This is a genomic window from Streptomyces sp. NPDC005408 (assembly GCF_040606445.1).
Classification (GTDB): domain Bacteria; phylum Actinomycetota; class Actinomycetes; order Streptomycetales; family Streptomycetaceae; genus Streptomyces.
The window spans coordinates 125,464-149,152 of the sequence record NZ_JBEXEX010000001.1 but is presented as its reverse complement, the minus strand read 5'-3'; the positions used below and the strand labels follow the sequence as shown (position 1 = coordinate 149,152).

Here is a 23,689-nt window from a genome sequence, read left to right as displayed (position 1 = left end):
GCCGCCGAACGCGCCGATGGCGGGCTGAGGCTGGTGGGGAAACCACTGGTCGGGGGCTCTTCGGTCACTGCCGTGGACTACTTGAACTAGAACTGATATCAGTTCTGAAACAGTGTCAGAAAGCGCCGGGCAGCGGGAGGCAGCAGCCATGACCGAGCTTGTGGAACACGGAAAGCTGTTCATCGGCGGGGAGTTGGCCGATCCCCTCGGCGGGGACGCCATCGAGGTCGTCTCGCCCCACACCGAGCAGGTCATCGGGCGCGTGCCGCACGCCTCCCGCGCGGATGTCGACCGGGCCGTGGCCGCCGCGCGCGAGGCCTTTGACCATGGGCCCTGGCCGCGTATGAGCCTGGACGAGCGGATCGGCGTCGTTTCGCGGATCAAGGACGCGATCGCCGTACGGCACGAGGAGATCGCCCGGTCCATCAGCTCGCAGAACGGCTCCCCGTATTCCTGGAGCGTGCTTGCCCAGGCGCTCGGCGCGATGATGGTCTGGGACGCCGCCATCACCGTCGCGCGGGGCTACGAGCACGAGGAGCGGCGGGCCGGGGTGCTCGGGCCGATTCTGGTGCGGCGGGAGCCCGTTGGGGTTGTGGCGGCCGTTGTGCCGTGGAACGTGCCGCAGTTCACCGCCGCCGCCAAGCTGGGGCCCGCGCTGCTGGCCGGGTGCACCGTCGTGCTCAAGCCCTCGCCCGAGTCGCCCCTCGACTCGTACATCCTCGGCGAGATCGCCAGGGAGGCCGGGCTTCCGGAGGGCGTTCTGTCGATCCTGCCCGCGGACCGCGAGGTGAGTGAGTATCTGGTCGGGCATCCCGGGATCGACAAGGTGTCCTTCACCGGGTCCGTCGCCGCGGGCAAGCGGGTCATGGAGGTCGCCTCGCGCAATCTCACCCGTGTCACTCTGGAGCTCGGCGGCAAGTCGGCGGCCGTCATCCTGCCGGACGCGGATCTGGCGTCGGCGGTCGCCGGGATCGTGCCCGCCGCCTGGATGAACAACGGGCAGGCGTGCGTGGCCCAGACCCGTATCCTCGCGCCGCGCAGCCGCTACGACGAGATCGCCGAGGCCTTCGCGGCCGCCGCCTCCGCGCTGGTGGTCGGCGATCCGCTCGACCCGGCGACCCAGGTCGGGCCGCTGGTGGCCCGGCGCCAGCAGCAGCGTTCGCTCGACTTCATCCGGATCGGCCAGGAGGAAGGCGCCAAGATCCTCACCGGCGGCGGGCGTCCGGCCGGTCTCGACCAGGGCTGGTACGTCGAGCCGACCCTCTTCGGCGGGGTCGACAACTCCATGCGTATCGCCCGCGAGGAGATCTTCGGACCGGTCATCTGTCTGCTGCCGTACGGGGACGAGAGCGAGGCCGTGAAGATCGCGAACGACTCCGACTACGGGCTCAGCGGCAGCGTCTGGACGGCCGACGTCGAGCGCGGTATCGACTTCGCACGGCAGGTCAGGACGGGGACGTACAACATCAATACGTTCAGTCTCGACATGCTCGGGCCCTTCGGCGGCTACAAGAACTCCGGTCTGGGGCGGGAGTTCGGGCCCGAGGGGTACGGCGAGTACCTGGAGCACAAGATGATCCACCTGCCCGCCGGATATGGGGAGAACTGATGGGGGACCGCTGGCACGTCGAGGTCGACCGGAGCGTGTGCATCGGCTCCGGGATGTGTGTGGGGCACGCCCCGGACGGCTTCAAGCTCGACTCGGGGCGGCAGTCGCATCCGCGGGCCGACGACACCGATGCGAATGAGCGCATTCTCGCGGCCGCCGAGAACTGCCCGGTCGAGGCGATCGCGATCACGCTGCTGGAGAGCGGGGAGCCGGTCTTCCCGCCCGAGGAGTAGTCCCGTGCGCCAGTCCTGCGCGGTAATCCCGCGCACTGGTCCCGAGGGGTAGTCCCCCGGCGCTATTTCTTTGCGGACTCGCCGTACGCCGCCACGGCGGCACGGCGGGTCTGTGCAAGGATCACCCCCGTTCGGCGATATGCCCTATATCACGGGGGTTTGAGTCATGGCTGGAGACAGGCGTTCGGGCGTTGGCCGCAGAGCACTCATGCGTGCCGCCGCCGGCACCTTCGCCGGGGTCGCCCTTGCGGGGAGCGGCGCGCCCCCCGCCGTCGCGGACGGCATGCCGCGCTCGCTCGTGCTGAGTCTGCCCGGGACTCCGGGCGGCATCGAGCCGCCGGTGCCGCTGCCGCTCCCGCCGCTGCCGGAGCAGCTGGCCGAGGGCACGATCTGCAGGCCCGCCCCCGGCACGGTGATCCCGTACGCCGACAGGCCGGTGAACCCGCAGGCCGTCCGGGAAGCCGTGCCGGAGGATCTGCCGTTCGACTTCAGGACGTCCGGCTTCCGGTGCGTGACCGACCTGCCCGAGGCCATGCGGCCGTGGCGTGACCGCCCCGTCAAGTGGGCGGACATCACGCCGAACACCGAGAACACCTACCTCGATGCCCAGGGCGTCATCCAGTACCGGCAGAGCAGGACCACGGCAGGGTACGACCAGCCGGTCACCCAGGCGCAGTTCGGGCTCGGCTGCGTGGCCTCCTACCGCACCGAGACGGACCCCACGCGCAAGGCGCTCTTCCTCACCCGCGCCAAGGCGCAGGCGGGCCGCCTGATCGACAAGCGCGTGGAGGCCCGCGGCGCCTGGTACTTCCCGTACCCGTTCGACTTCACGCACGGCACCCACAGCGGTATCTCCTACAAGGCGCCCTGGTACTCGGGAATGGCGCAGGGTGAAGCGATCAGCCTCTTCCTCCAGCTCTCGCAGCTCGCCGGGATCACGGCGCAGGAGCGCGCGCTCTACAGGACGGCTGCCGACGGCGCCTTCGCCTCGCTGCTGCTCGCCAACGACGGCAAGCCGTGGGTGGTGAACCAGGATGCCGGTGGATACGTGTGGATCCAGGTGTATCCGATCGACGCCCCGGGCACGTCGGACTACACCTACAACGGCATGGTCTTCGCCATGTTCGGGCTCTGGGACTACTTCGTAGCGACCGGCAATCCGCTGGCGGAGCAGCTGTACGACGGTGGGCTCACCACGATCCGGGACTACTTCCCCCGGATCCGTAACCCCCGCTGGTACTCGTACTACTGCAACACCCACCGGATTCCGACGCCGACCTACCACCAGCACCACATCAATGTCTTCCGTCAGGCGCACTGGCAGACCGGCAGCACCGCCATCGCCCGGCAGCACGACCAGCTCCTCGACGACTTTCCCCCGCCGGTCACGTCCGGAGTCATCGCCTTCGCCTCCGGCTCGCACACGCTCTACCGGTTCGACACGCTCGGCGCCCCGGGCTACGGCTGGTCCGAGCCCCGGAACGACGCACAACTGGCCCAGCGGACCGTGACGTTCTCCAGCGCCACGCAGTTGCCGTCCAGTGTGCGCCGCCGCATCAGAGGGCGCGGGATCTGCTACCGGATCAACTCCGGTGCGTATGCGGGCTGGTGGGTCACCGAGAGCTTCCCGAGGGTCTACCTGCGCGGGGAGTACTGCACCACGGTCTACCGTCCGGACCGCACCGCGACATTCCCCGCGAACGTCACGGTCACCTGCTACAAGTTCGCCGCCGACGGCACCGTCACCAGCACCAGGACCGTCCGCTTCGCCAACAACTCCAACGCACCCTTCGGCCGCCGTGCCTTCATCAACGGACGTGCCATGGTCCGGATCACCGCAGGTGCTCTCACCGGCTACTGGGTGGCCACCGCGGACATCACGCTGGACGGCGCCTGACCTCTCGTCCCGCAGCAGGCCCTCGTCCCGCGGCGGGTCCCGCGGCGGGCACGCTCGTCAGGTCGATCAGGCGGCAGACCGTCTCGATGTCGATCTTCACCTGGGCGATCGACGCACGCCCCGACAGCCAGGTGATCAGCGCCGAGTGCCAGGTGTGCTCGATCACGCGGACCGCTGAGAGCTGCTCCGGCGTCGGGTTCTCCAGGCCCATCGCGTCCAGGATGATCGCCGTCGTCTGCCGCGAGACCGTGTCCACCTCGGGGCTGACGCTGCGGTCCGCGAAGGTCAGCGCCCGCACCATCGCGTCCGCGAGATGCGGCTCGCGCTGCAACGCGCGAAAGGCCCGCATCAGCGTCTCGGAGACCCGTTCCGCCGCGCTGTCACCGGCCGGGGGGCGTTTGCGCAGCGTCGTGTGCATGTGCTGGAGCTGGTCCTGCATGGTGGCGACCAGCAGATGGATCTTGGACGGGAAGTAACGGTAGAGCGTGCCCAGCGCGACGCCTGCGGCCTCGGCGACCTCGCGCATCTGCACCGCGTCGAAGCCGCCGCGGCTGGCCAGCTGCGCACTGGCGTGCAGGATGCGACGGCGGCGCGCCTCCTGGCGTTCTGTCAGGGGCGCCGACGCAGGCCCCGCCGACTTGGCTTCCGCTGTCATATGTCCCGTTCCATGCGCGAGTCCGGATCGCACAGCATGGCAGCGTGCCCGTCGTGGCGCGAATCACCTGATCCGGCCCTTACAGCGGCGCTACCTGCCGGTAGATTCGAAGCTCCTTGAACGATCAAGTCTGAAACTTGTTCTAGATTAGCGTGAGCGGTTACGCTCCGGCGAAAACGCAGTGAGAAGGGGGCCGTGAGTGACCGCTGAGGCCATAGAGGCCGGCCCTCGTACGGGTCGGTCCGGCGGCGGTGACGAGCCGCTGCGCATCGCGCTCCTCACCTACAAGGGCAACCCCTTCTGCGGCGGTCAGGGCGTCTACGTACGCCACCTCTCGCGTGAACTCGCCCGCCTCGGGCACAGTGTCGAAGTGATCGGCGCACAGCCCTATCCCGTACTGGACGAGGGCGTGCCGCTCACCGAGCTGGCCAGCCTCGACCTGTACCGCAGCCCGGACCCCTTCCGCACGCCCAGGCGCGGCGAGTACCGCGACTGGATCGACGGCCTCGAAGTCGCGACGATGTGGACCGGGGGCTTTCCCGAGCCGCTGACCTTCTCGCTGCGTGCGCGGCGTCATCTGGCCGCGCGGCGCGGCGAGTTCGACGTCATCCACGACAACCAGACCCTGGGGTACGGGCTGCTCGGCGACCTCGGTGCGCCCCTGGTCACCACGATCCACCACCCCATCACCGTCGACCGGCAGCTGGAACTGGACGCCGCGGAGGGCTGGAAGCGGCGGGCCTCCGTACGGCGTTGGTACGGCTTCACGCGGATGCAGAAGCGGGTCGCGCGGCGGCTGCCGTCCGTACTCACCGTCTCCGGCTCCTCACAGCAGGAGATCGTCGACCACCTCGGTGTACGGCCGGAGCGCATCCAGGTCGTCCACATCGGGGCCGACACCGATCTCTTCTCGCCGAATCCGGCGGTGGCGGAAGTGCCGGGGCGCATCGTCACCACCTCCAGCGCGGACGTCCCGCTGAAGGGCCTCGTGCACCTGGTCGAGGCGCTCGCGAAGCTCCGTACGGAGAACCCGGCCGCGCACCTCGTCGTCGTCGGCAAGCGGGCGGAGGACGGGCCGGTCGCGCAGCTCATCGAGCGGTACGGGCTGAAGGACGCGGTCCGGTTCGTCAAGGGCATCACGGACGCCGAGCTCGTCGATCTCGTACGCAGCGCTCAGATCGCGTGCGTGCCATCGCTGTACGAGGGCTTCTCGCTGCCCGCCGCCGAGGCGATGGCGACGGGGACGCCGCTCGTCGCCACGACCGGGGGCGCGATCCCGGAGGTCTCCGGGCCGGACGGGGAGACCTGCCTCGCCGTGCCGCCGGGCGACGCGGGTGCGCTCGCGGCCGCTCTCGGGCGGCTGCTCGGTGATCCCGAACTGCGGTCCCGGCTGGGGGCGGCGGGCCGGGAGCGGGTACTGGCGCGCTTCACCTGGGCGAGGGCCGCGCAGGGCACGGCGGAGCTGTACCGCGAGGCGATCGCGGCGCGGGGCCGTTCGGTGCGGGGGGTCGCTCGGTGACCTTTGCCCGCTCCGCGGTCACGCTTCCCGGCCGCTCCGCGGTCACGCTTCCCGGCCGCTCCGCGGCCACCGAGGTGGGCCGGAGGCCCACGGCCCGAGCAGGTGCCCGGCGCCCCGTCGGCGTTGCCCGCTCCGCGGCCCCGTATCCCGGCCCCTCCGCGGCCACGGATGTGGGCCGCAAGCCCCGGGCGTGCTCGGCCGCGGCCCCCGCAACTCGAACCGCCCCCGACCGCGAAAGCAGGTCCACGTGCTGACCGTCGACTTCTCCCGCTTCCCGCTCGCCGCAGGCGACCGCGTGCTCGATCTCGGCTGTGGCGCCGGGCGGCACGCGTTCGAGTGCTACCGGCGCGGCGCCCAGGTCGTGGCCCTCGACCAGAACGGCGAGGAGATCCGCGAGGTCGCCAAGTGGTTCGCCGCCATGAAGGAGGCCGGTGAGGCCCCCGAGGGTGCCACCGCCACCGCCATGGAGGGCGACGCCCTCAATCTGCCCTTCCCGGACGAGTCCTTCGACGTCGTGATCATCTCCGAGGTCATGGAGCACATCCCCGACGACAAGGGCGTACTCGCCGAGATGGTCCGGGTGCTCAAGCCCGGCGGACGCATCGCCGTCACCGTGCCCCGCTACGGGCCCGAGAAGATCTGCTGGGCGCTCAGCGACGCGTACCACGAGGTCGAGGGCGGCCATATCCGCATCTACAAGGCCGACGAGCTGCTCGGCAAGATGAAGGAAGCCGGTCTCAAGCCGTACGGCACGCACCACGCGCACGCGCTGCACTCGCCGTACTGGTGGCTCAAGTGCGCCTTCGGCGTGGACAACGACAAGGCCCTGCCCGTCCGCGCGTACCACAAGCTGCTGGTCTGGGACATCATGAAGAAGCCCCTGGTCACCCGGCTCGCGGAGCAGGCGCTCAACCCGGTCGTCGGCAAGAGCTTCGTGGCGTACGCGACCAAGCCGCATCTGCCCGCGGTGGCTGCCAAGTGACGTCTCCCGGGCGAACGGAACACCTTGTCCTGCCCGGGGTGCTCACCGCCGAGCAGGCCGCCGAGACCGTCGCCGGCATACGCGCGGTGCAGCGCGAGGATGGTGCGATCCCCTGGTTCCGGGGGCACCACCTCGACCCGTGGGACCACACCGAGGCGGCCATGGCGCTGGACGCGGCCGGTGAGCACGAGGCCGCGGCCCGTGCGTACGAGTGGCTGCTGCGGAACCAGAACCCGGACGGGTCCTGGTACGCGGCATACCACGACGGCGAGGCGGACCGGCCCACCGACCGTGGCCGCGAGAGCAACTTCTGCGCGTACATCGCCGTCGGCGTCTGGCACCACTATCTGGCCACCGGTGACGAGGTGTTCCTCGACCGGATGTGGCCTGCCGTGTTCGCGGCGATCGAGTTCGTACTGGGGCTGCAGCAGCCCGGCGGCCAGATCGGCTGGAAGCGCGAGGCGGACGGGACCCCGGTCAACGACGCGCTGCTGACGGGCAGTTCGTCGGTGCACCAGGCGCTGCGGTGCGCGCTGGCGATCGCCGAGGAGCGTGAAGAGCCGCAGCCGGACTGGGAGTTGGCGGCAGGGGCCCTGGCGCATGCGATCCGCAGGCACCCGGAGCGCTTCCTCGACAAGAGCCGGTACTCGATGGACTGGTACTACCCGGTTCTCGGTGGTGCGCTCTCCGGTCCCGAGGCGAAGGCGCGGATCGAAGAGCTCTGGGACGACTTCGTGGTGCCCGGGCTCGGGGTGCGGTGTGTGCTGCCCAATCCCTGGGTGACGGGTGGCGAGAGCTGTGAACTCGCGCTGGCGCTGTGGGTGATGGGGGAGTCCGACCGGGCGCTGGAGATCCTGCAGTCCGTGCAGCATCTGCGCGCGGACGGGGGCATGTACTGGACGGGGTACGTGTTCAAGGGGAACAGGGCGGTGTGGCCGGAGGAGGTCACGACGTGGACTGCGGGGGCGTTGCTGCTGGCGGTGGCGGCCCTCGGGGGCGACGAGGCGACGGTTGCGGTGTTCGGCGGGGAGCGGTTGCCGCGGGGGCTGACGCCGGACTGCTGCTAGGGCTGCGCAGCGGCAACCCCACTACCTGCGCAACCGGCCCGCCACCCCGTGCCCCACCACCAAATACACCACCGCCGCCAGGCCGTACCCGGCCACCACCCTCGCCCACGCCTCGTCGAACGTGAACAGGTCGTAGGACCAGCCGGCCAGCCAGCGGGCCGCGTCCTGGATGAAACCCACCAGGTCGTTGGCGCGGTTGGCGTCGAGCAGGTACATCAGGATCCAGAGGCCGAGGATGACGGCCATGACATCGGCCACGATCGTGATGACCTTCGCGGCCTGCTGCGTTCCGTTGCGATGACTTGGGCTCATACGCATCGGGTTGCCGATTGTGAGCCTGTGAAACCAGGACCGGCGGACCTGCGTCACCCGTTCGGGCTCGCCCGAGTGGCGCAACGCCCCGCCCCGGGCGAGGCTGGCGCCACATGTATCAGGGAGGTCTGCCATGTCCGGTTCCGGTCCGATACGCCGCGCCCTGATCGCGCTGCTGATGTGCTGCGCTCTGCTCGGCGGGGCCGTGGCCTGCGGAAACGACAGCAGCAGTTCGGCCGCGACCCCGACCGGCTCCGCGCAGGCGCAGAAGTTCGCCAAGACCAGGTTCGTCGCCAACGCGGGTCTCGCCGCCGGGGCGACGTACCAGTGGATCGTGAAGCCGTACCGCGCAGGCAAGTTCAAGAAGGGCGCGGACGGCCGGACGTTCGCCCTGGTGAAGGCGGGGCTTGCGGGGACGTTCGCGTACAACAGGCTCAAGGCGGCCGTGAACAACGCCAAGGGCGACCCGCTGCTCTCCAAGGCGGTCGCCCCGCTCACCGCGGGTATCGAGTCGCTGAAGAGCCTCGGTACGAAACTCCGCAAGGGCGACGCGAGCGCCGCCGACGTCGGCGCTTTCGAGGACGTCATCACCAACGTGAAGGACGCGGGCAAGAGCGCGGGCGCCGTGGTCACCGACAAGGTGCCGAGCACGTCCCAACTGGGCGGCTAGCCTTCGAGTTGAGGCTAGGAGTTGAGGCTAGGAGTTGAGCTCCGCCAGTACGCGCAGCGTGTGCGGGTCCGGCGCCGTCACCAGCAGGTCCGTGACCGGGCCCTTGCGCCACAACTCCAGCCGTTCCGCGATCCGCCCGCGCGGCCCGACCAGTGAAATCTCGTCGGCGAAGGCGTCGGGCACCGCCAGCACCGCTTCCTCGCGGCGGCCTTCGGCGAACAGTTGCTGGATGTGCCTGGCCTCCGACTCGTATCCCATCCTCGCCATCAGGTCAGCGTGGAAGTTACGGGCCGCATGCCCCATGCCGCCGATGTAGAAGCCGAGCATCGCCTTGACCGGCAGCAGCCCTTCGGCGACGTCGTCGCAGACCTTGGCGCGGGCCATCGGGGCGATCAGGAAGCCCTCGCGCAATCCGGTCAGCGACGCCTCGTACACATCGGTCCGCAGCGGGGACCAGTACAGCGGGAGCCAGCCGTCGGCGATGCGCGTCGTCTGGGCGATGTTCTTCGGGCCCTCCGCGCCCAGCAGCAGCGGCAGCGAGGCGCGCAGGGGATGCGTGATCGGCTTGAGTGGTTTGCCGATGCCGGTGGCGTCGTCGCCGCGGTACGGATGGGAGTGGTAGCGGCCCGCCAGCTCAACGGGGGCCTCCCGCCTGAGGACTTGGCGGATGACGTCGACGTACTCACGCGTCGCTGTGAGCGGGCTCTTCGGGAACGGGCGTCCGTACCACCCCTCCACCACCTGCGGTCCCGAAAGACCGAGCCCGAGCATCATCCGGCCGCCGGAGAGATGGTCGAGGGTGAGCGCGTGCATGGCGGTGGCCGTCGGCGTACGGGCGGCCATCTGCGCGACCGCCGTGCCGAGGCGGATCCGGGAGGTGTGCGCAGCGATCCAGGTGAGCGGGGTGAAGGCGTCGGAGCCCCAGGCCTCCGCCGTCCATACGGAGTCGTAGCCGAGGCGCTCGGCCTCGCGGGCGAGCTCCAAGTGGGCGGGGTCCGGGCCGCGGCCCCAGTAGCCGAGGGCGAGTCCGAGTCGCATACCAGGTCCCCTCCAGTACGTTTCTGACGGTGCGTCAGTCAGGCAAGCGACTGTACGACAACGGCCCCCCGCCCGGAAGGGCGAGGGGCCGCGGTACTCAGTGCGTCAGCCGCGCTGGATGCCGCTCGTGTCCTGCAGGACACCACGACGGCCGTCCTGCGTCTGGGCCACCAGGCCAGGACCGCGCTGCTCGACAGCGAGGTACCAGGTGCCGGGCGCGAGCTCGGCGATCGGGGTCGGCGCACCGTCCTCGCCGAACAGCGGACGGGCCACCGGCACCGCGAACCAGAACGGCGTGAAGTCGGCCGGACCGCCGGCCTGCTGCGGCGCGGCCGGGGCCGGCTGCTGCTGACCCGGCTGCGGCTGGGCGCCGTACGGCTGGGGCTGACCCGGCTGCGCACCGTAGGGCTGCTGCTGGGCGCCCGGGTAGCCGTAGCCGCCGGGGACGCCCGGCTGCGCGCCGTACGGGGCCGCGGCGGGCTTGGGGGCGCCGACGAGCGGAGCCTTGAAGGCCGGGACGAGCAGCGAGCAGACCGCACCCGCCGCGAGCGCGAGCGCCGCGATGAAGCCGAGGATGAGGCCGGTGCCCGCGTCGACGCTGCTGCCGACGTCCAGGGAGCCCGCCGGGTCGAAGATCGCGCCGAGCGAGCTCCAGGCCGTGAAGAGGGTGAAGGCGACACCGAGCTGGCCGAGGTCGAGACCGATGACCTTCGGCGGCTGCGGCAGCGCACGGGAGGTGACGATCAGTGCCGCGCCGATGATGCCCGCCAAGTAGACACCCAGGAGCAGGGACCCGTTGTCCCAGGCGGTCGGCACGTCGCCGCAGTTGGAACCGGAGCAGTCGAACGTGTCGAGGAACGAGGCGATGAACAGCAACACCGCTGCTCCGATCACCACGCCATCGCCTCGAGTGAGGGAGCGGATGTTCACGTAAAAGTCCTTCGTCGGTCGTCTCATCGGGGCGGTCGTCGCTGCCGCCGGTGCGGCGGTGTGCACGGCGCGGAGCTCGGGGGTGACTCCCCATCGTAGAGGTGAATCTATCGTCTGCCCGATCCGGCCGTCTGCCGGGTATCGCAGTTACCGCACGAGGTGGCTGGTGTTACCCCACGAGGTAGCCGGTGATGCCGTCCGCCATTCCCTGCGCGGCTTGTTGGCGCCAGGCCGAGTTTTTCAGCAGGGCAGCGTCCAGCGGGTCACGCATATTGCCGCATTCGATGAACACCTTGGGCACGGTGGACAGATTCAGGCCGCCCAGATCCTTGCGTACGTCCAACCCGGTTCCGTCGCCGACGTAGTTGGAGGGTGCGCTGCCGGTCGAGTACACGAAGCGTCCGGCGATGCGCTCGCCCAGTTCACGCGAGGGGCCGACGATTTTCGTGGTGTCCGCCGCACCTGCCTTGACCAGGGCGGGAAGGATGACATGGAAGCCTCGGTCGCCGACTGCCGCGCCGTCCGCGTGGATGGAGATGATGGCGTCGGCTCCGGCCTTGTTGCCGATCCTGGCCCGCTCGTCGACGCACGGACCGAACGCCCGGTCGTTGTCATGGGTGAATGTGACCGTTGCGCCCTGCTTTTCCAGGAGCGTGCGAAGACGTTGTGAAACATCGCGGGTGAATTCGGCCTCGGTGTAACCGTCGGCGGTCGCCGTGCCCGTCGTGTCGCATTCCTTGCGATTGGTTCCGATATCCACGAGTTTGTTGATCTCGCTCGTGTGCTTGAAATTGCCGGGGTTGTGCCCGGGGTCGACGACCACGACCTTCCCGGCCAGCGGCCTCGCCCCGCTGTTCTTCCCCGCCGAGGGAGACTTCGCGGGCGACGTCGACGGCGAGGTGCCGGGGGAGGACGCAGGCCCGGAGGCCGTCGCGCCCGGCTTGCCCGCCGTGGTCTGCCCGCTCGGCAGCGGCAGCACCTTCGGCGGCTCGTTCTCGTCCGGGCCGCTCATCGTCTGCCAGACCAGCCACCCCGCCAGCGCGGTCGGCACCAGCGCGGCGATCGCGATGGTGAGATTGCCGCGACCGATGCGGCGCGGCCGGGCGGAGGGCTCGTTCTCGTCGTACGACACCCTCGCGATGCTAGGCCCTGTCCGGCCGGTCTTGCCGGGTTCGCGTGCCCTGGCACGGCACCTCGCTGCGTTGTCGTCAGTCGCCGACGCTCCGCGTCGGCTCCTTCCTCCGCCTTGCGATGCACCACGCCAGACCCCGCTCACTGATCCGGCCTGATCGACCGGACAGGACCTAGCTGGGCCGCTCAGATCCCCGTTCCCGTACGGCGCAGGACGCGCAGGGAGTCCGTCGCGGAGACCTCGGTGAACGCGCCGGACGCCAGTGCCCGCAGGTACACGCGGTACGGGGCCTGGCCGGTCCACTCGTCGACCGGGTCCGGGAACACGTCGTGGATCACCAGCAGGCCGCCGTCGGCAACATGCGGCGCCCAGCCCTCGTAGTCCCCGCCCGCGTGCTCGTCGGTGTGGCCGCCGTCGATGAAGACAAGTCCGAGTGACGTACCCCACACCTTCGCGACCTGTGGTGACCGGCCGACGACCGCAATGACGTGGTCCTCCAGGCCGGCCTTGTGCAGGGTGCGGCGGAAGGTCGGCAGGGTGTCCATCCTGCCCACCTCCGGGTCGACCACGGTCTCGTCGTGGTAGTCCCAGCCCGGCTGCTGCTCCTCGCTGCCCCGGTGGTGGTCGACCGTGACGGCCGTCGTGCCCGCCTCACGCGCGGCGTCGGCGAGCAGGATCGTCGAACGCCCGCAGTACGTGCCGACCTCAAGGAGCGGCAGACCGAGCGCGCCCGCCTCCGTCGCGGCGGCGTACAGGGCGAGACCCTCCCGTACAGGCATGAAGCCCTTGGCGGCCTCGAAGGCGGCGAGGGTCTCCGGCTTGGGCGCGGCGGCCATGGTTCCTCCAGGTCGTACGGGGTGTCCGGCCGCCCATCGTGCCTCACGCGTCGCACTCGAACCACATCGTCTTGCCGCCGGGTGCCGGTTGCAGGCCGCCGCGCTCCCCGTGGAGGATTCGGCGGCACTGATCGCCCGCGTAATGGAGGAGCGTTATGGCCACGAACCAGGACCTGACGGGCGCGCGGTGGCGTAAGTCGTCGTACAGCGGCGACACCGGCGGCCAGTGCATCGAGTGCGCCCCCCTCGGCGCCACCGACTGGCGTAAGTCGTCCTACAGCGGCGACACCGGCGGCGACTGCGTCGAGGTCGCCGCCCAGCCCTGCCGTATCGCCGTCCGTGACTCCAAAAACCCCGACGGCCCCGCCTTCGCCGTCACCCCGGCCGCCTTCGCGGCATTCGTCGCTGCTGCCGCCCACGGCGGTCTCTGACAAGCTCCGCCCCGGTTCTGGCTCGTACCGGGGCGGAATGGACAGCAGCAGCGCTCAGGAGAAGACCACCGAGCGCAGCTTGAGCCGATCGCCGGCACCACCGCCGGGCCGGAGGGTGTAGTAGACGCCGCCGTCGCAGTACGCGTCGAGGAAGACGGTTGCGGTCGCGTCCGTGCGGTTCTTGGGCGCCTGGGCGGGCGGGACCTCGTCGTCCGCCACCTCCGGCAGGGTGATGCACGCCCCGCTCTCCGGGTCGCCGAATGTGGTGGTCTGCAGTTCGCCGTCCTCATCAAGGTAGGTGTAGTTGAACTCCCCTGTGGCGGCACTGGCCGAGGAGGCGGGCAGGCAGTGCGAGCGCGAGGGCGCCGACGGCGGCGGCCACGGTCTTGCGAAGTCGCATGAGCGTCCATTCGTGTGTGGGCTTCGGACCCTCTGTCCGCTTCCCCTGTGGACGTCACGTGATGTGCCACCCACTCGAACGGGTGTAGCTGTATCGATCCTTCAGCCAGTATCTGACCTACCGTCAGATTGAAACGTGTTCTAGTCTTGGGCTCATGGGCATCGGAATCACGCACGAGCAACGGGAGTTGGCTCAGGCCGTACGCGGCTGGCTGGCGCGGGCCGTACCGCCCGAGGCCGTGCGGAAGCTGCTCGACGCGCCCGGCGACGGGACCGGGCGGCCCGGCTACTGGGACGGTGCGGCCGAACAGGGGCTGCTCGGCGTCCACCTCGCCGAAGAGCAGCGCGGCGGGGGCGGGACGGTGCCCGACCTCGCCGTCGTGCTGGAGGAGACGGGGAGGGCCGCGCTGCCGGGGCCGTATCTGCCCAGCGTCCTCGCATCCGCCGTGCTGGCACGGGCCGGCCGGGGGGACCTGGCGAGCGCACTCGCCGGCGGGGAGCGCATCGGGGCCGTCGCGCTCGGCCCAGGGACGCTCGCCGTCACCGAGACCCAGGACGGCTACCGGCTCGACGGCACCGCGCCGCCCGTGCTCGGCGCCGGGCAGGCCGATCTGCTCGTACTCGAAACCGGGACCGGCTGGATCGCGGTGGACGCGGACGAGCTCACCGTCCGAGTGCACGAGAGCGCCGACCCGACCCGGCCCACCGCCGAGGTGACCGCGCACGGTGTGACCGTGCCCCGGGGCCGCGTACTGGACATCGACACCGCGCTCGTACGGGACCTCGCCTGCGTGCTGTACGCGGCCGAGGCGTGCGGGACCGCATCCTGGGCGCTGAACACCGCAGCCGAGTACGCGAAGGTGCGCGAGCAGTTCGGGCGGCCCATCGGGCAGTTCCAGGCGGTCAAGCATCTGTGCGCCGACATGCTGGTGCGCGTCGAGCAGGCGCGCGCACTGACATGGGACGCGACACGCGCGGTGGACGAGAGCGCCGAGGTGCGCGGACTCGCGGCCGCGCTGGCGGCGGGCGTCGCGCTGGACGCCGCGTACTCCTGCGCCAAGGACTGCATCCAGGTGCTCGGCGGGATCGGCTTCACGTGGGAGCACGACGCGCACCTGTATCTGCGCCGGGCCCTTGTCGCGCGCCAGCTCCTGGGACCCGGCGACAGCCACCGGCTGCGGGCGGTCCGGCTCGCGGCGGGCGGGGCGCGGCGGGAGCTGAGGCTGGAGCTGCCGACCGAGGCCGCGGCCTACCGGGGACCCGCCCGGGCGGCGGCGATGAGCGTACGAGGGCTCGACCCGGCCGCCGTACGCCGAGAGCTCGCACCCACCGGGTATGCCGCCCCGCATCTGCCGGAGCCGTACGGCCTGGGCGCGGGAGCGGTCCAGCAGCTCGTCGTACAGGAGGAGTTGACGGCCGCCGGGGTGCAGGTGAGCGATCTCGGCATCGCGACCTGGGTGGTGCCGTCGCTCATCGCGTACGGGACGCCCGCCCAGCAGGAGCGATACCTGCGGCCGACCCTGCGCGGCGATCTGCGCTGGTGCCAGCTGTTCTCCGAGCCGGGCGCCGGATCGGACCTGGCGAGTCTGCGCACCAGGGCCGAGAAGACCGGGGACGGCTGGCTCATCAGCGGCCAGAAGGTGTGGACGAGCTCCGCCCAGCAGGCCGACTACGGCATCCTGCTCGCCCGGACCGACCCCGACGCGCCCAAGCACAAAGGGCTCACCTACTTCGTGGTCGACATGAAGCGGACGGACGGAATCGACATCCGGCCGCTGAAGGAGATCACCGGCGACGCCCTGTTCAACGAGGTCTACTTCGACGGTGCGCTGCTGCCCGGCGACGCCGTCGTTGGGCAGATCGGCGAAGGCTGGAAGGTCGCCCGCAACACTCTCGGCAACGAACGCGTCCACATGGCCGACCAGTTGACCTTCGACACGGGCCTTGAGGCGCTGCTCGCGCGGGCGACCGGCCTGGACGGCGCGGACCGGGTGCGGATCGGGGCGCTGGCCGCCGAGGCGCACGCCCTCGCCTGCATCGGCCTGCGGACCACGATGCGACAGGTGTCCGGGCTCGAACCGGGCGCGGGTGCGTCCGTACGCAAGCTCGTCCAGACCGTGCACCAGCAGAAGACCGCCGAGCTGGCCCTCGAACTGCTCGGGGCGGAGGGCGCGTTGTGCGAAGGAGCAGGCGCGCGGGCCGTGCACGGCTTTCTCATGTCGCGCTGCCTGACCATCGCGGGCGGCACCACGCAGGTACAGCTCAATGTCGTCGCCGAGCGCATCCTCGGCCTGCCCAGGGACTGAGAGGAAGACATGAAGGCGTACATCGTCGGGGTCGGTACGACGAAGTTCGAGAAGCCCGAGACGCGGGACTGGCAGTACTGGGACATGGCGAAGGAGGCGGGGACGCAGGCGCTTGCCGACGCGGGGATCCTGTACGACCTCGTCGAGCAGGTGCCCGTCGGGTACTGCTTCCAGGCCTCGACGGCGGGCCAGCGCGCCGCGTACGAACTCGGCCTGACCGGGGTGCCCGTCTACAACGTCAACAACAACTGCGCGACCGGCTCGACGGCGCTGATGATGGCGCGGCAGTTCGTCGAGGGCGGCATCAGCGACTGCGTACTGGCGCTCGGCTTCGAGAAGATGACGCGCGGGGCGCTGGGCGCGGGCGCCGACGGCGGCGCCCGCGGCGGAGCCGCTGATGTCGGGGGCAAAACGTCTCCCGTCGCCCGTCACTACGGGGTCATGGCGGCCGCGCACGGCTTCGAGATGAGTCCGCCCACCGCCCAGATCTTCGGCAACGCCGCCCGCGAGCACATGGAGCGCTACGGCACCACCGAGGCGCAGCTCGCCGCCGTCGGCGCCAAGAACCACCGGCACTCGGCGAACAACCCCGACGCTCAGTTCCAGGACGTGTACTCGGTCGACGAGATCCTCGCCGCGAAGACCATCCACCGGCCGTTGACCAAGCTCCAGTGCTCACCGACCTCCGACGGCTCGGCCGCGGCCGTCGTCGTGTCCGAGCGCTTCGTCGTCCGGCACGGTCTGCACGACAGGGCCGTGGAGATCGCCGCCCAGTCCATGACCACCGACACCGAGGAGTCCTTCGCCTCCGGGTCCTGCATCGACGTCGTCGGCAAGCCGATGTCACGGGCCGCCGGGCGGCAGGTCTTCGAAACCTCCGGGCTCGGCATCGAGGACGTCGACGTCATCGAGCTGCACGACTGCTTCTCCATCAACGAGCTGCTCACATACGAGGCGCTCGGCATGTGCGCGGACGGCGAGTCGGGCAAGCTCGTGGAGAGCGGGGCGACGACCTACGGCGGGCGGTGGGTGGTCAACCCCTCCGGCGGTCTGATCTCCAAGGGCCATCCGCTCGGCGCGACCGGGCTGGCCCAGGCAGCCGAACTCGTCCGGCAGTTGAGGGGCGAGGCCGGCCCGCGGCAGGTTGCCGACGCGCGAGTGGGACTCGCGCACAACATCGGGCTCGGCGGGGCCGCGGTGGTCACCCTCCTGCGGTAGTCCTAGGGCCTGGGCGTCTGCCGCGTACATCGATTTTCGGATGTACGGACCACTCGGTGGCTGCGACCATGACGGTCATGGTCCAAGCCCCGTCAGACGCCCGCCAGTCCCTCATACCGACAGCCACCGCCCGGTCCGCGCGGACCTGGGCGGTCATTCTCGCCGCGTGCGCCGGACAGTTCCTCGTCGTGCTCGATGTGTCTGTCGTCAATGTCGCTCTGCCCTCGATGCGCACCGGCCTCGGGCTCTCCACGACCGGCCTGCAGTGGGTCCTGAACGCGTACTCCATCGCCTTCGCCGGGTTCATGCTGCTCGGCGGGCGGGCCGCGGACATTTTCGGGCGCAAGCGGATGTTCCTCGTCGGGCTCGGCCTGTTCACCGCCGCGTCCGCCGCGGGCGGGCTCGCGCAGGAGGGCTGGCAGCTGCTCGTCGCCCGGGCCGTCCAGGGGCTCGGCGCGGCGGTGCTCGCGCCCGCGACCCTCACCATCGTCACGGCTGCCGTGCCGCCGGGCCCCGCGCGGACCCGGGCGATCGGCACCTGGACGGCCGTGGGCGCGGCGGGCGGCGCGGCCGGGGGGCTCGTCGGCGGTGTGCTCACCGACCTGCTGTCCTGGCGCTGGGTGCTGCTGATCAATGTCCCGGTGGGGGCGCTGGTGCTGGTCGGCGCGGCGATCTGGCTCACCGAGAGCCGCGACGGTGACGGGCGCAGGCTCGACCTGCCGGGGGCGGTGCTCGTCACCGGCGGCCTCGCGGCGGTCGCGTACGGAATCGTGCAGACCGAGGAGTCCGGCTGGAGCGCGCCCGCCACCCTGCTGCCGCTGTTCGGAGGGCTCGCGGTGCTCGGCCTCTTCGTGGCGGTCGAGGCGCGGACCGGGGCACCGCTGATGCCGCTGAAGGTGTTCCGCTCGCGGGCCGTCTCGGCGGCGAACACCGCCATGCTGGTGTGCGGTTCGGCGTCCTTCGCGATGTGGTTCTTCATGACGGTGTACGCGCAGAACGTGCTGGGCTACACCCCGCTCGAGGCGGGCCTCGCGCTCATCCCCAGCTCGGCCGGCGTCATCGTCGGCTCGAAGCTCGCGCCCCGCATGATGGTGCGGGCCGGTGCGCGGAACGTCGCGGTCCTCGGCGCGCTCGTCGCCGCGACCGGCTTCGGCTGGCAGTCGACGATGACCGCCGACGGCACGTATCTCACGGCGATCCTCGGCCCCGGCATCCTGATGATGATGGGCGTCGGCCTCGCGGCCACCCCGCTCGCCGCCCTCGCCACGTCGGGCGCGGCGCCGGGGGACGCGGGCCTGGTGTCGGGCCTGATCAACACCTCGCGCACGATGGGCGGCGCGCTGGGCCTCGCGATCCTCTCCACGGTCGCGGCCGCGCGCACGGCGGGGGGCACGGGGGCGGAGGCGCTGGCGTCGGGGTACGGGCTGGCGTTCCGGGTGGGGGCGGGTGTGTTGGTGGGAGCGGCGGTGCTGATGCTGTTGTGGCTGCCGGGGAGGCGGGACGCGTAGGGATCGCGGGGGAATTCTTCAGCCCGTCCGGCGTTTGAGGACACGCGCGAAGCGCGTACGGGGTCTGGGGGCTTGCCGCCCCACGCGGCGGAGCCGCAAATGTCACAGCCGGGATGGGGGTACCTCCCACGGCCGCCAGGCCGTAGGGGGAGGGCGGGGTGGGGTGAAGCCCGCCGCAGGCGCCCCCGCACCGCCTACAGCCAGCCCTGCTGGCGTGCCGAGCGCACCGCCTCCATGCGGTTGCGCGTGCCCGTCTTGCCGATCGCCGACGACAGGTAGTTCCGTACCGTCGACTCGGACAGATGCAGCGTCCCCGCGATGTCCGCGACCGTCGCCCCGTCCACCGACGCGTTCAGCACATCCCGCTCCCGCGCCGTCAGCGGACTCGGGCCCGCGCTCAGGGCCGCAGCGGCCAGGGCCGGGTCGATCACCGTCTCGCCGGTGAGGACCTTGCGGATCGCCGCGGCCAGTTCCTCGACGGGCCCGTCCTTGACGAGGAAGCCCGCCGCCCCGGCCTCCATTGCGCGGCGCAGATAGCCGGGGCGCCCGAAGGTGGTGAGGATCAGCACCCGGCAGTCGGGCACCTCGTCCCGCAGGTCGGCGGCCGCGTCCAGGCCGCTGCGGCCGGGCAGTTCGATGTCGAGGAGCGCCACATCGGGCCGCGAGGTGAGCGCGGCATCGACGATGGCGTCGCCCCGGCCCACCTGGGCGACGACCTCGATGTCGGGCTCGAGGCCGAGCAGCAGCGCGAGCGCGCCGCGCATCATGCCCTGGTCCTCGGCGAGGAGTACACGTACGGACTTGGCGGGCCGGTGATCCTGGGGCATCTCTTCCACGGCGTAAGCGTATGGCGGATCGCGGGTTTCGGCGGCCCGGCGTAGCAGGTCAACGCGGTCCCGGCGCGGGGACGATCAGCAGCTCGGCGCCGACTGGAGTGCGTCCACGGGGAGTTGGGCCCGTACCCGGAAACCGACCCTCGGCGACGGACCCGCCTCCAGGGAACCGCCGGCGGCCGCGAGGCGCTCGGTGAGCCCCTTCAGACCGCTGCCGCCGGCGGTGGGCACCACATCGGCGCCGCGCCCGTCGTCGCTGACGGTGAGGCGCACCCGCTCCGGCGTGCCCTCCAGGGTGATCTCGCACCGGGCGGCGCCACTGTGGCGTACCGCATTGGTCACCGCCTCACGGACCACCCAGCCCAGCAGCGCCGCCGTCTGCGGTTCCAGCGGCGGGCCCGACTGGCGCACCACCGGTTCGATGCCCGCGGCCGTGAGCGCCGAGCGGGCCCGGTCGAGTTCGGTGGCGAGGCTGCCCTCGCGGTAGCCGGTCACCGCCTCGCGGATCTCCGTCAGGGCCTGGCGGCCCACCGACTCGATGTCCGTGATCTGCACCAGCGCGGCGTCCATGTCGCGCGGGGCGAGGCGGCGCGCGGCCTCCGACTTGACCACGATCACCGAGAGGGTGTGGCCGAGCAGATCGTGCAGATCGCGGGAGAAGCGCAGCCGTTCCTTCTCGACGGCGGTTCGGGCCAGTTCCTGCCGGGTCTCCCGCAGTTCCCGCACGGTCTCGGACAGGGCGAGGATCGCGGCGGTCACCATGCCGGAGATGAACGTCCCGTACGCCACGTTGATTGCGCCCCAGCCGTCCCGCACCCCGGCGATCACCCCGGCCAGGGCGCTCAGCCCCAGCACGGTGGGGCCGAGCCGCCGCCCTCGTACGACCGAGCCGACGGCCAGGCCGAGGAGCGGGAAGAAGAGCAGCCAGGTGCCGCCGTAGCCGATGGCGAGCCCGCAGGTGACCGCGGTCATCGCCACCAGCAGCCGGCGGGTGGCGGGCGCCTCACGCGCCTCCTTATGGAAGGCGCGGAACACCACGGAGATATAGAGGGAGTTGAAGACCAGCAGACCGAGGCCGCCGATCCAGGGGTTGGGGGTCTTGCCCTGGAGGAGGTTGGAGAACGCGCCCATCCCCATCAGCAGCCACGGCAGCAGCGCGAAGCCGTTGGGCGGGCCCATCTCCTCGGGAGCGCGCCCGCCCGCCTTGCGCCTGTTCCCCATGGCGCGCCATTCCGCCTTGCGCCCAGGCCAGTCCGCCTTCCACTCCCATGTGAAGGCGCCCGTCCGGCGGGTGCGGCTCTTGTGCTGCCAGCGCATGATCACTCCTGTCACGCCGTCCTCGCGGCCCGACGGTATGAGATCACCGCGTACGAGCCGAACGCCAGCAGCCAGGCAACCAGCACAGCCACCGTGGTCAGTCCGGGAGCGCTGCCGTTCGTCGTCGACCAGCCCAGGTCCGCGAAGCGGTTGGCCGGGGTGTACTGCGACAGCGAGCGCAGCCAGCCGGGGAACAGTTCCACCGGGAACCACAGTCCGCCGACCACCGAGAGCCCCAGGTTGCAGGCCATGTTCACCACGCCCGTCGTCTGCGAGGAGAGCCGGTAGCCGTTGCCGAGCCCGAGCAGCGTGAAGGGGAGTGCGCCGAGCCAGAGGAGCACGGTGAGCGCCGGCCACTGCCAGAGGTCCAGCCGTACGCCGTTGAGCAGACCGCCGGCCGCGAGGACGCCGATGATCGAGGGCAGTACGGTCACCGAGCCTGTGATCGCACGGCCGGTGACGACCTGGCGCGGGCTCATCGGCGTGATCCGCAGCTGCCGCAGCCAGCCGAGAGCCTTGTCCTCGGCGACCCCGCCGCCGGTGGACAGGGCCGCGCCGACCGCCCCGTACGCGGCCATGCCGACCATGGAGGCGGTCTTCCACTCGGATGCGTTCTCGCCGAGGTTGGTGAAGAGCAGGTACATCATCACCGGCATCGCGATGCCGAAGACGACGAATCCTGTGTCGCGCAGCGTGCGGCGGACTTCCAGGGTCACGTACGCGGTGATCATCGTGCTGTCTCCAGTTCGGGCGAGTCGGAGGCCGAGGTGAGGGCGAGGAAGGCGTCTTCGAGTGAGACCGGGGCGACTTCGAGGCAGCGGATCGCGCCGAGCCCGGCGAGTGCGACGACGGTCGCGTCGGAGTCCTCCGTACGCAGCCGGGCACGGTCGCCGCGGACCTCCACCGATGTGACGCCGGGGAGCAGGGTGAGCCCTTCGGTGCCCCGGCCCGCCAGATCGAAGGAGACGAGATTGCCGCCGGCCGAGCGCTTGAGCTGATCGCCGCTGCCGTCGGCGACGATCCGGCCGCGGTCGACGACGACGATCCGGTCGGCGTTGTCGTCGGCCTCTTCCAGATAGTGGGTGGAGAAGAGCACGGTGTTGCCGCGGGCGGCGTATCCGCGCATGGACTTCCAGAAGGCGTGCCGCCCCTCGACGTCGAGGGCGGCGGTCGGCTCGTCCAGGATGATCAGCTCCGGATTGCCCGCCAGCGCGATGGCGAAGCGGACGCGCTGGACCTGGCCGCCCGAGAGCCGGTCGGCGCGGCGGTCCGCGAGATCGGTGAGCCCGGCCAGCTCCAGCGCCTCGGCGACCGGCAGCGGTCGCGGGTAGGTGCGGGTCACGAAGGTGACCACCTCGCGCACGGTCACACGGGGGATCGGGCGGCCGTCCTGGAGCATCGCGCCGACCCGGCCCGCGGCGACCGCGTGCTCGGGGGCCCGGCCGAAGAGCTCGACCCGGCCGGTGTCGGGCTCGTTCAGGCCGAGCATCAGGCTGATGGCCGTGGACTTGCCCGCGCCGTTGCGGCCGAGCAGGGCGACCGTCTCGCCGCGCCGGATGCCGAGGTCGATGCCGTCGACGGCGCGTACATCGCCGAAGGCTTTGGCCGCCCCGGCGAAGTTCACCGCCGTCTCGCGGTCTGTTGTCTGCGTCATGTGGATCACGCTACGGAGCGGGCGGCGGGTCCCGGCAGATGCGCATGTACGGACTCCGCAGTGACAAATGTCCTGGGTGGCTCAGCAGGTCACCCGGCAGGTGGGCCAGTGCTTCTGACATGCCGTCAGCAGTCTTCACAAGTATTGGGCGCTGCGTTATACATAGGGGCCACCGACCCTAGAACGCGTTCTAGAACAGGCGCCGGGCCGGTCCCGTACGACCTCGGTGCGGCCGACGGTGCGGACGGCCGCGCCGAGGTCTTCCACTCATCAAGGAGCAGCCTCCTCATGCCCATTGATGCCGCCAAGGCCGTCGCCGCCGAACCCCGCAGCGCCGAGATCCGCTGGGACCGCAAGGACGTCCAGCTCTACCACCTCGGCCTCGGCGCGGGCATCCCCGCCACCGACCCCCATGAACTGCGCTACACCCTCGAATCGAAGCTGCATGTGCTGCCGAGCTTCGCCACCGTCGCGGGCGCGGGCCAGGGCGTCGTCGGCGGACTCAGCGGCCCCGGACTCGAGATCGACCTGGCATCCGTACTCCACGGCGGACAGACGATCCGGCTGCACCGGCCGATCCCGGTCGAGGGGAAGGCCGTCTCGACCTCGCGCGTCGCCGCCGTCTACGACAAGGGCAAGGCCGCGGTCCTCGTGCTGCGTACCGAGGCGGCCGACGACGACGGGCCGCTGTGGACGAACGACTCCCGGATCTTCGTACGCGGGGAAGGCGGCTTCGGCGGCGAGCGCGGACCCTCCGTACGCGTGGAGCAGCCGGAGCGCGAGCCCGACAAGACCGTCGAACGCGGCATCCGCGAGGACCAGGCGCTGCTCTACCGGCTATCCGGCGACTACAACCCTCTGCACGCCGACCCCGAGTTCGCCGCGCGCGCCGGTTTCGACCGGCCCATCCTGCACGGGCTCTGCTCGTACGGAATGACGCTCAAGGCGGTCGTCGACACCGTGCTCGGCGGGGACGTCGGCCGGGTCCGCTCGTACACCACACGCTTTGCCGGGGTGGTCTTCCCCGGCGAGACCCTGCGTATCCGGATGTGGGCCGACGAGGGCCGCGTCCAGGTGGCGGTGACCGCCGTCGAGAGGGACGACGCGCCCGTCCTCGCCGACACCGTCGTCGAACATTTCTGA

General features: G+C 70.9%; 23 protein-coding genes and 1 pseudogene. 13 read left to right on the top strand and 11 right to left on the bottom strand.

The window, feature by feature from the left end; genetic code table 11:
* The first annotated feature begins 148 nt into the window (after positions 1–148).
* From ABZS64_RS00685 to ABZS64_RS00675, 3 genes are all read left to right on the top strand, one after another.
* Complete coding sequence (locus ABZS64_RS00685) at positions 149–1,609, top strand: aldehyde dehydrogenase (protein WP_355821576.1); 1,461 nt, start codon at positions 149–151, stop codon at positions 1,607–1,609.
* Positions 1,609–1,842: a ferredoxin gene (locus tag ABZS64_RS00680; protein ID WP_355821574.1), complete on the top strand. Its 234-nt coding sequence runs from the start codon at positions 1,609–1,611 to the stop codon at positions 1,840–1,842. The genes ABZS64_RS00685 and ABZS64_RS00680 overlap by 1 nt, the downstream gene beginning before the upstream one ends.
* A 208-nt stretch (positions 1,843–2,050) precedes the next feature.
* Positions 2,051–3,739 (top strand): D-glucuronyl C5-epimerase family protein, encoded by a 1,689-nt coding sequence (locus ABZS64_RS00675; RefSeq protein ID WP_355821572.1) that lies wholly within the window; start codon positions 2,051–2,053, stop codon positions 3,737–3,739.
* On the opposite strand, the gene ABZS64_RS00670 is transcribed toward ABZS64_RS00675, so the two are convergent.
* Positions 3,720–4,394, bottom strand: a complete 675-nt coding sequence (locus tag ABZS64_RS00670; protein WP_355821570.1) for a TetR family transcriptional regulator — start codon at positions 4,392–4,394, stop codon at positions 3,720–3,722. The genes ABZS64_RS00675 and ABZS64_RS00670 overlap by 20 nt on opposite strands.
* Before the next feature lie 199 nt (positions 4,395–4,593).
* On the opposite strand from ABZS64_RS00670, the gene ABZS64_RS00665 reads away from it, so the two are divergent.
* From ABZS64_RS00665 to ABZS64_RS00655, 3 genes are all read left to right on the top strand, one after another.
* Positions 4,594–5,913 carry a glycosyltransferase family 4 protein gene (locus tag ABZS64_RS00665; protein WP_355821568.1) on the top strand — a complete coding sequence of 440 codons (1,320 nt, stop codon included), beginning with the start codon at positions 4,594–4,596 and terminating at the stop codon, positions 5,911–5,913.
* Between the two features lie 247 nt (positions 5,914–6,160).
* Positions 6,161–6,895: a class I SAM-dependent methyltransferase gene (locus ABZS64_RS00660; protein ID WP_328678432.1), complete on the top strand. Its 735-nt coding sequence runs from the start codon at positions 6,161–6,163 to the stop codon at positions 6,893–6,895.
* Positions 6,892–7,962 carry a prenyltransferase gene (locus tag ABZS64_RS00655; protein ID WP_355821566.1) on the top strand — a complete coding sequence of 357 codons (1,071 nt, stop codon included), beginning with the start codon at positions 6,892–6,894 and terminating at the stop codon, positions 7,960–7,962. The genes ABZS64_RS00660 and ABZS64_RS00655 overlap by 4 nt, the downstream gene beginning before the upstream one ends.
* Positions 7,963–7,983: 21 nt before the next feature.
* Here ABZS64_RS00655 and ABZS64_RS00650 read toward each other — a convergent pair whose 3' ends face one another.
* On the bottom strand, positions 7,984–8,274 hold the full coding sequence (locus tag ABZS64_RS00650) for a hypothetical protein (protein ID WP_355821564.1): 291 nt from the start codon (positions 8,272–8,274) through the stop codon (positions 7,984–7,986).
* Between the two features lie 133 nt (positions 8,275–8,407).
* Between ABZS64_RS00650 and ABZS64_RS00645 the strand changes: the two genes are divergently transcribed.
* The gene (locus tag ABZS64_RS00645) at positions 8,408–8,944 is read left to right on the top strand and encodes a hypothetical protein (RefSeq protein ID WP_355821562.1); all 537 of its coding nucleotides are present in this window, start codon (positions 8,408–8,410) and stop codon (positions 8,942–8,944) included.
* A gap of 27 nt (positions 8,945–8,971) precedes the next feature.
* On the opposite strand, the gene ABZS64_RS00640 is transcribed toward ABZS64_RS00645, so the two are convergent.
* From ABZS64_RS00640 to ABZS64_RS00625, 4 genes are all read right to left on the bottom strand, one after another.
* Entirely contained in the window at positions 8,972–9,982 is a 1,011-nt protein-coding gene (locus ABZS64_RS00640; RefSeq protein WP_355821560.1) for an LLM class F420-dependent oxidoreductase, read from the bottom strand.
* A 105-nt stretch (positions 9,983–10,087) separates the two neighbouring features.
* Positions 10,088–10,912: a hypothetical protein gene (locus ABZS64_RS00635; RefSeq protein ID WP_355821558.1), complete on the bottom strand. Its 825-nt coding sequence runs from the start codon at positions 10,910–10,912 to the stop codon at positions 10,088–10,090.
* A gap of 169 nt (positions 10,913–11,081) precedes the next feature.
* The gene (locus tag ABZS64_RS00630; RefSeq protein WP_355821556.1) at positions 11,082–12,044 is read right to left on the bottom strand and encodes an N-acetylmuramoyl-L-alanine amidase; all 963 of its coding nucleotides are present in this window, start codon (positions 12,042–12,044) and stop codon (positions 11,082–11,084) included.
* A 185-nt stretch (positions 12,045–12,229) separates the two neighbouring features.
* The gene (locus ABZS64_RS00625) at positions 12,230–12,880 is read right to left on the bottom strand and encodes a class I SAM-dependent methyltransferase (RefSeq protein ID WP_355821554.1); all 651 of its coding nucleotides are present in this window, start codon (positions 12,878–12,880) and stop codon (positions 12,230–12,232) included.
* Between the two features lie 88 nt (positions 12,881–12,968).
* On the opposite strand from ABZS64_RS00625, the pseudogene ABZS64_RS00620 reads away from it, so the two are divergent.
* Together ABZS64_RS00620 and ABZS64_RS00615 are read left to right on the top strand one after the other, a co-directional pair.
* Positions 12,969–13,076, top strand: a pseudogene (locus ABZS64_RS00620) (XRE family transcriptional regulator); the annotation flags it as partial.
* Positions 13,036–13,311, top strand: coding sequence for a DUF397 domain-containing protein (locus tag ABZS64_RS00615; RefSeq protein WP_355821552.1), 276 nt, complete (start codon positions 13,036–13,038; stop codon positions 13,309–13,311). The pseudogene ABZS64_RS00620 and the gene ABZS64_RS00615, both read left to right, overlap by 41 nt.
* A 54-nt stretch (positions 13,312–13,365) precedes the next feature.
* Here ABZS64_RS00615 and ABZS64_RS00610 read toward each other — a convergent pair whose 3' ends face one another.
* Complete coding sequence (locus ABZS64_RS00610; protein ID WP_355821550.1) at positions 13,366–13,530, bottom strand: hypothetical protein; 165 nt, start codon at positions 13,528–13,530, stop codon at positions 13,366–13,368.
* Between the two features lie 335 nt (positions 13,531–13,865).
* On the opposite strand from ABZS64_RS00610, the gene ABZS64_RS00605 reads away from it, so the two are divergent.
* From ABZS64_RS00605 to ABZS64_RS00595, 3 genes are all read left to right on the top strand, one after another.
* Positions 13,866–16,016 carry an acyl-CoA dehydrogenase gene (locus ABZS64_RS00605; RefSeq protein WP_355821548.1) on the top strand — a complete coding sequence of 717 codons (2,151 nt, stop codon included), beginning with the start codon at positions 13,866–13,868 and terminating at the stop codon, positions 16,014–16,016.
* Positions 16,017–16,025: 9 nt separating this feature from the next.
* Positions 16,026–17,234, top strand: a complete 1,209-nt coding sequence (locus ABZS64_RS00600; protein WP_355821546.1) for a lipid-transfer protein — start codon at positions 16,026–16,028, stop codon at positions 17,232–17,234.
* A 68-nt stretch (positions 17,235–17,302) separates the two neighbouring features.
* Positions 17,303–18,742, top strand: coding sequence for a DHA2 family efflux MFS transporter permease subunit (locus tag ABZS64_RS00595; protein ID WP_355822083.1), 1,440 nt, complete (start codon positions 17,303–17,305; stop codon positions 18,740–18,742).
* 194 nt (positions 18,743–18,936) lie between these two features.
* Here ABZS64_RS00595 and ABZS64_RS00590 read toward each other — a convergent pair whose 3' ends face one another.
* The 4 genes from ABZS64_RS00590 to ABZS64_RS00575 form a co-directional block, all read right to left on the bottom strand.
* Positions 18,937–19,569: a response regulator transcription factor gene (locus ABZS64_RS00590; protein ID WP_355822081.1), complete on the bottom strand. Its 633-nt coding sequence runs from the start codon at positions 19,567–19,569 to the stop codon at positions 18,937–18,939.
* 84 nt (positions 19,570–19,653) lie between these two features.
* The gene (locus ABZS64_RS00585) at positions 19,654–20,796 is read right to left on the bottom strand and encodes a sensor histidine kinase (RefSeq protein WP_355822079.1); all 1,143 of its coding nucleotides are present in this window, start codon (positions 20,794–20,796) and stop codon (positions 19,654–19,656) included.
* A gap of 107 nt (positions 20,797–20,903) precedes the next feature.
* The gene (locus tag ABZS64_RS00580) at positions 20,904–21,620 is read right to left on the bottom strand and encodes an ABC transporter permease (protein WP_355822077.1); all 717 of its coding nucleotides are present in this window, start codon (positions 21,618–21,620) and stop codon (positions 20,904–20,906) included.
* A complete protein-coding gene (locus tag ABZS64_RS00575) occupies positions 21,620–22,546 on the bottom strand; it encodes an ABC transporter ATP-binding protein (RefSeq protein ID WP_355821544.1) in 927 nt (308 codons plus the stop codon). The genes ABZS64_RS00580 and ABZS64_RS00575 overlap by 1 nt, the downstream gene beginning before the upstream one ends.
* Positions 22,547–22,834: 288 nt before the next feature.
* Between ABZS64_RS00575 and ABZS64_RS00570 the strand changes: the two genes are divergently transcribed.
* Positions 22,835–23,689, top strand: coding sequence for a MaoC/PaaZ C-terminal domain-containing protein (locus tag ABZS64_RS00570; RefSeq protein ID WP_355821542.1), 855 nt, complete (start codon positions 22,835–22,837; stop codon positions 23,687–23,689).

Coding starts and splice junctions, on each gene's coding strand:
- ABZS64_RS00670 (WP_355821570.1), bottom strand. CDS start 4,394: ATGACAGCGGAAGCCAAGTCGGCGGGGCCTGCGTCGGCGCCCCTGACA.
- ABZS64_RS00625 (WP_355821554.1), bottom strand. CDS start 12,880: ATGGCCGCCGCGCCCAAGCCGGAGACCCTCGCCGCCTTCGAGGCCGCC.
- ABZS64_RS00685 (WP_355821576.1), top strand. CDS start 149: ATGACCGAGCTTGTGGAACACGGAAAGCTGTTCATCGGCGGGGAGTTG.
- ABZS64_RS00600 (WP_355821546.1), top strand. CDS start 16,026: ATGAAGGCGTACATCGTCGGGGTCGGTACGACGAAGTTCGAGAAGCCC.
- ABZS64_RS00585 (WP_355822079.1), bottom strand. CDS start 20,796: ATGGGGAACAGGCGCAAGGCGGGCGGGCGCGCTCCCGAGGAGATGGGC.
- ABZS64_RS00650 (WP_355821564.1), bottom strand. CDS start 8,274: ATGAGCCCAAGTCATCGCAACGGAACGCAGCAGGCCGCGAAGGTCATC.
- ABZS64_RS00615 (WP_355821552.1), top strand. CDS start 13,036: ATGGCCACGAACCAGGACCTGACGGGCGCGCGGTGGCGTAAGTCGTCG.
- ABZS64_RS00640 (WP_355821560.1), bottom strand. CDS start 9,982: ATGCGACTCGGACTCGCCCTCGGCTACTGGGGCCGCGGCCCGGACCCC.
- ABZS64_RS00675 (WP_355821572.1), top strand. CDS start 2,051: ATGCGTGCCGCCGCCGGCACCTTCGCCGGGGTCGCCCTTGCGGGGAGC.
- ABZS64_RS00575 (WP_355821544.1), bottom strand. CDS start 22,546: ATGACGCAGACAACAGACCGCGAGACGGCGGTGAACTTCGCCGGGGCG.
- ABZS64_RS00680 (WP_355821574.1), top strand. CDS start 1,609: ATGGGGGACCGCTGGCACGTCGAGGTCGACCGGAGCGTGTGCATCGGC.
- ABZS64_RS00590 (WP_355822081.1), bottom strand. CDS start 19,569: ATGCCCCAGGATCACCGGCCCGCCAAGTCCGTACGTGTACTCCTCGCC.
- ABZS64_RS00595 (WP_355822083.1), top strand. CDS start 17,303: ATGACGGTCATGGTCCAAGCCCCGTCAGACGCCCGCCAGTCCCTCATA.
- ABZS64_RS00570 (WP_355821542.1), top strand. CDS start 22,835: ATGCCCATTGATGCCGCCAAGGCCGTCGCCGCCGAACCCCGCAGCGCC.
- ABZS64_RS00605 (WP_355821548.1), top strand. CDS start 13,866: ATGGGCATCGGAATCACGCACGAGCAACGGGAGTTGGCTCAGGCCGTA.
- ABZS64_RS00645 (WP_355821562.1), top strand. CDS start 8,408: ATGTCCGGTTCCGGTCCGATACGCCGCGCCCTGATCGCGCTGCTGATG.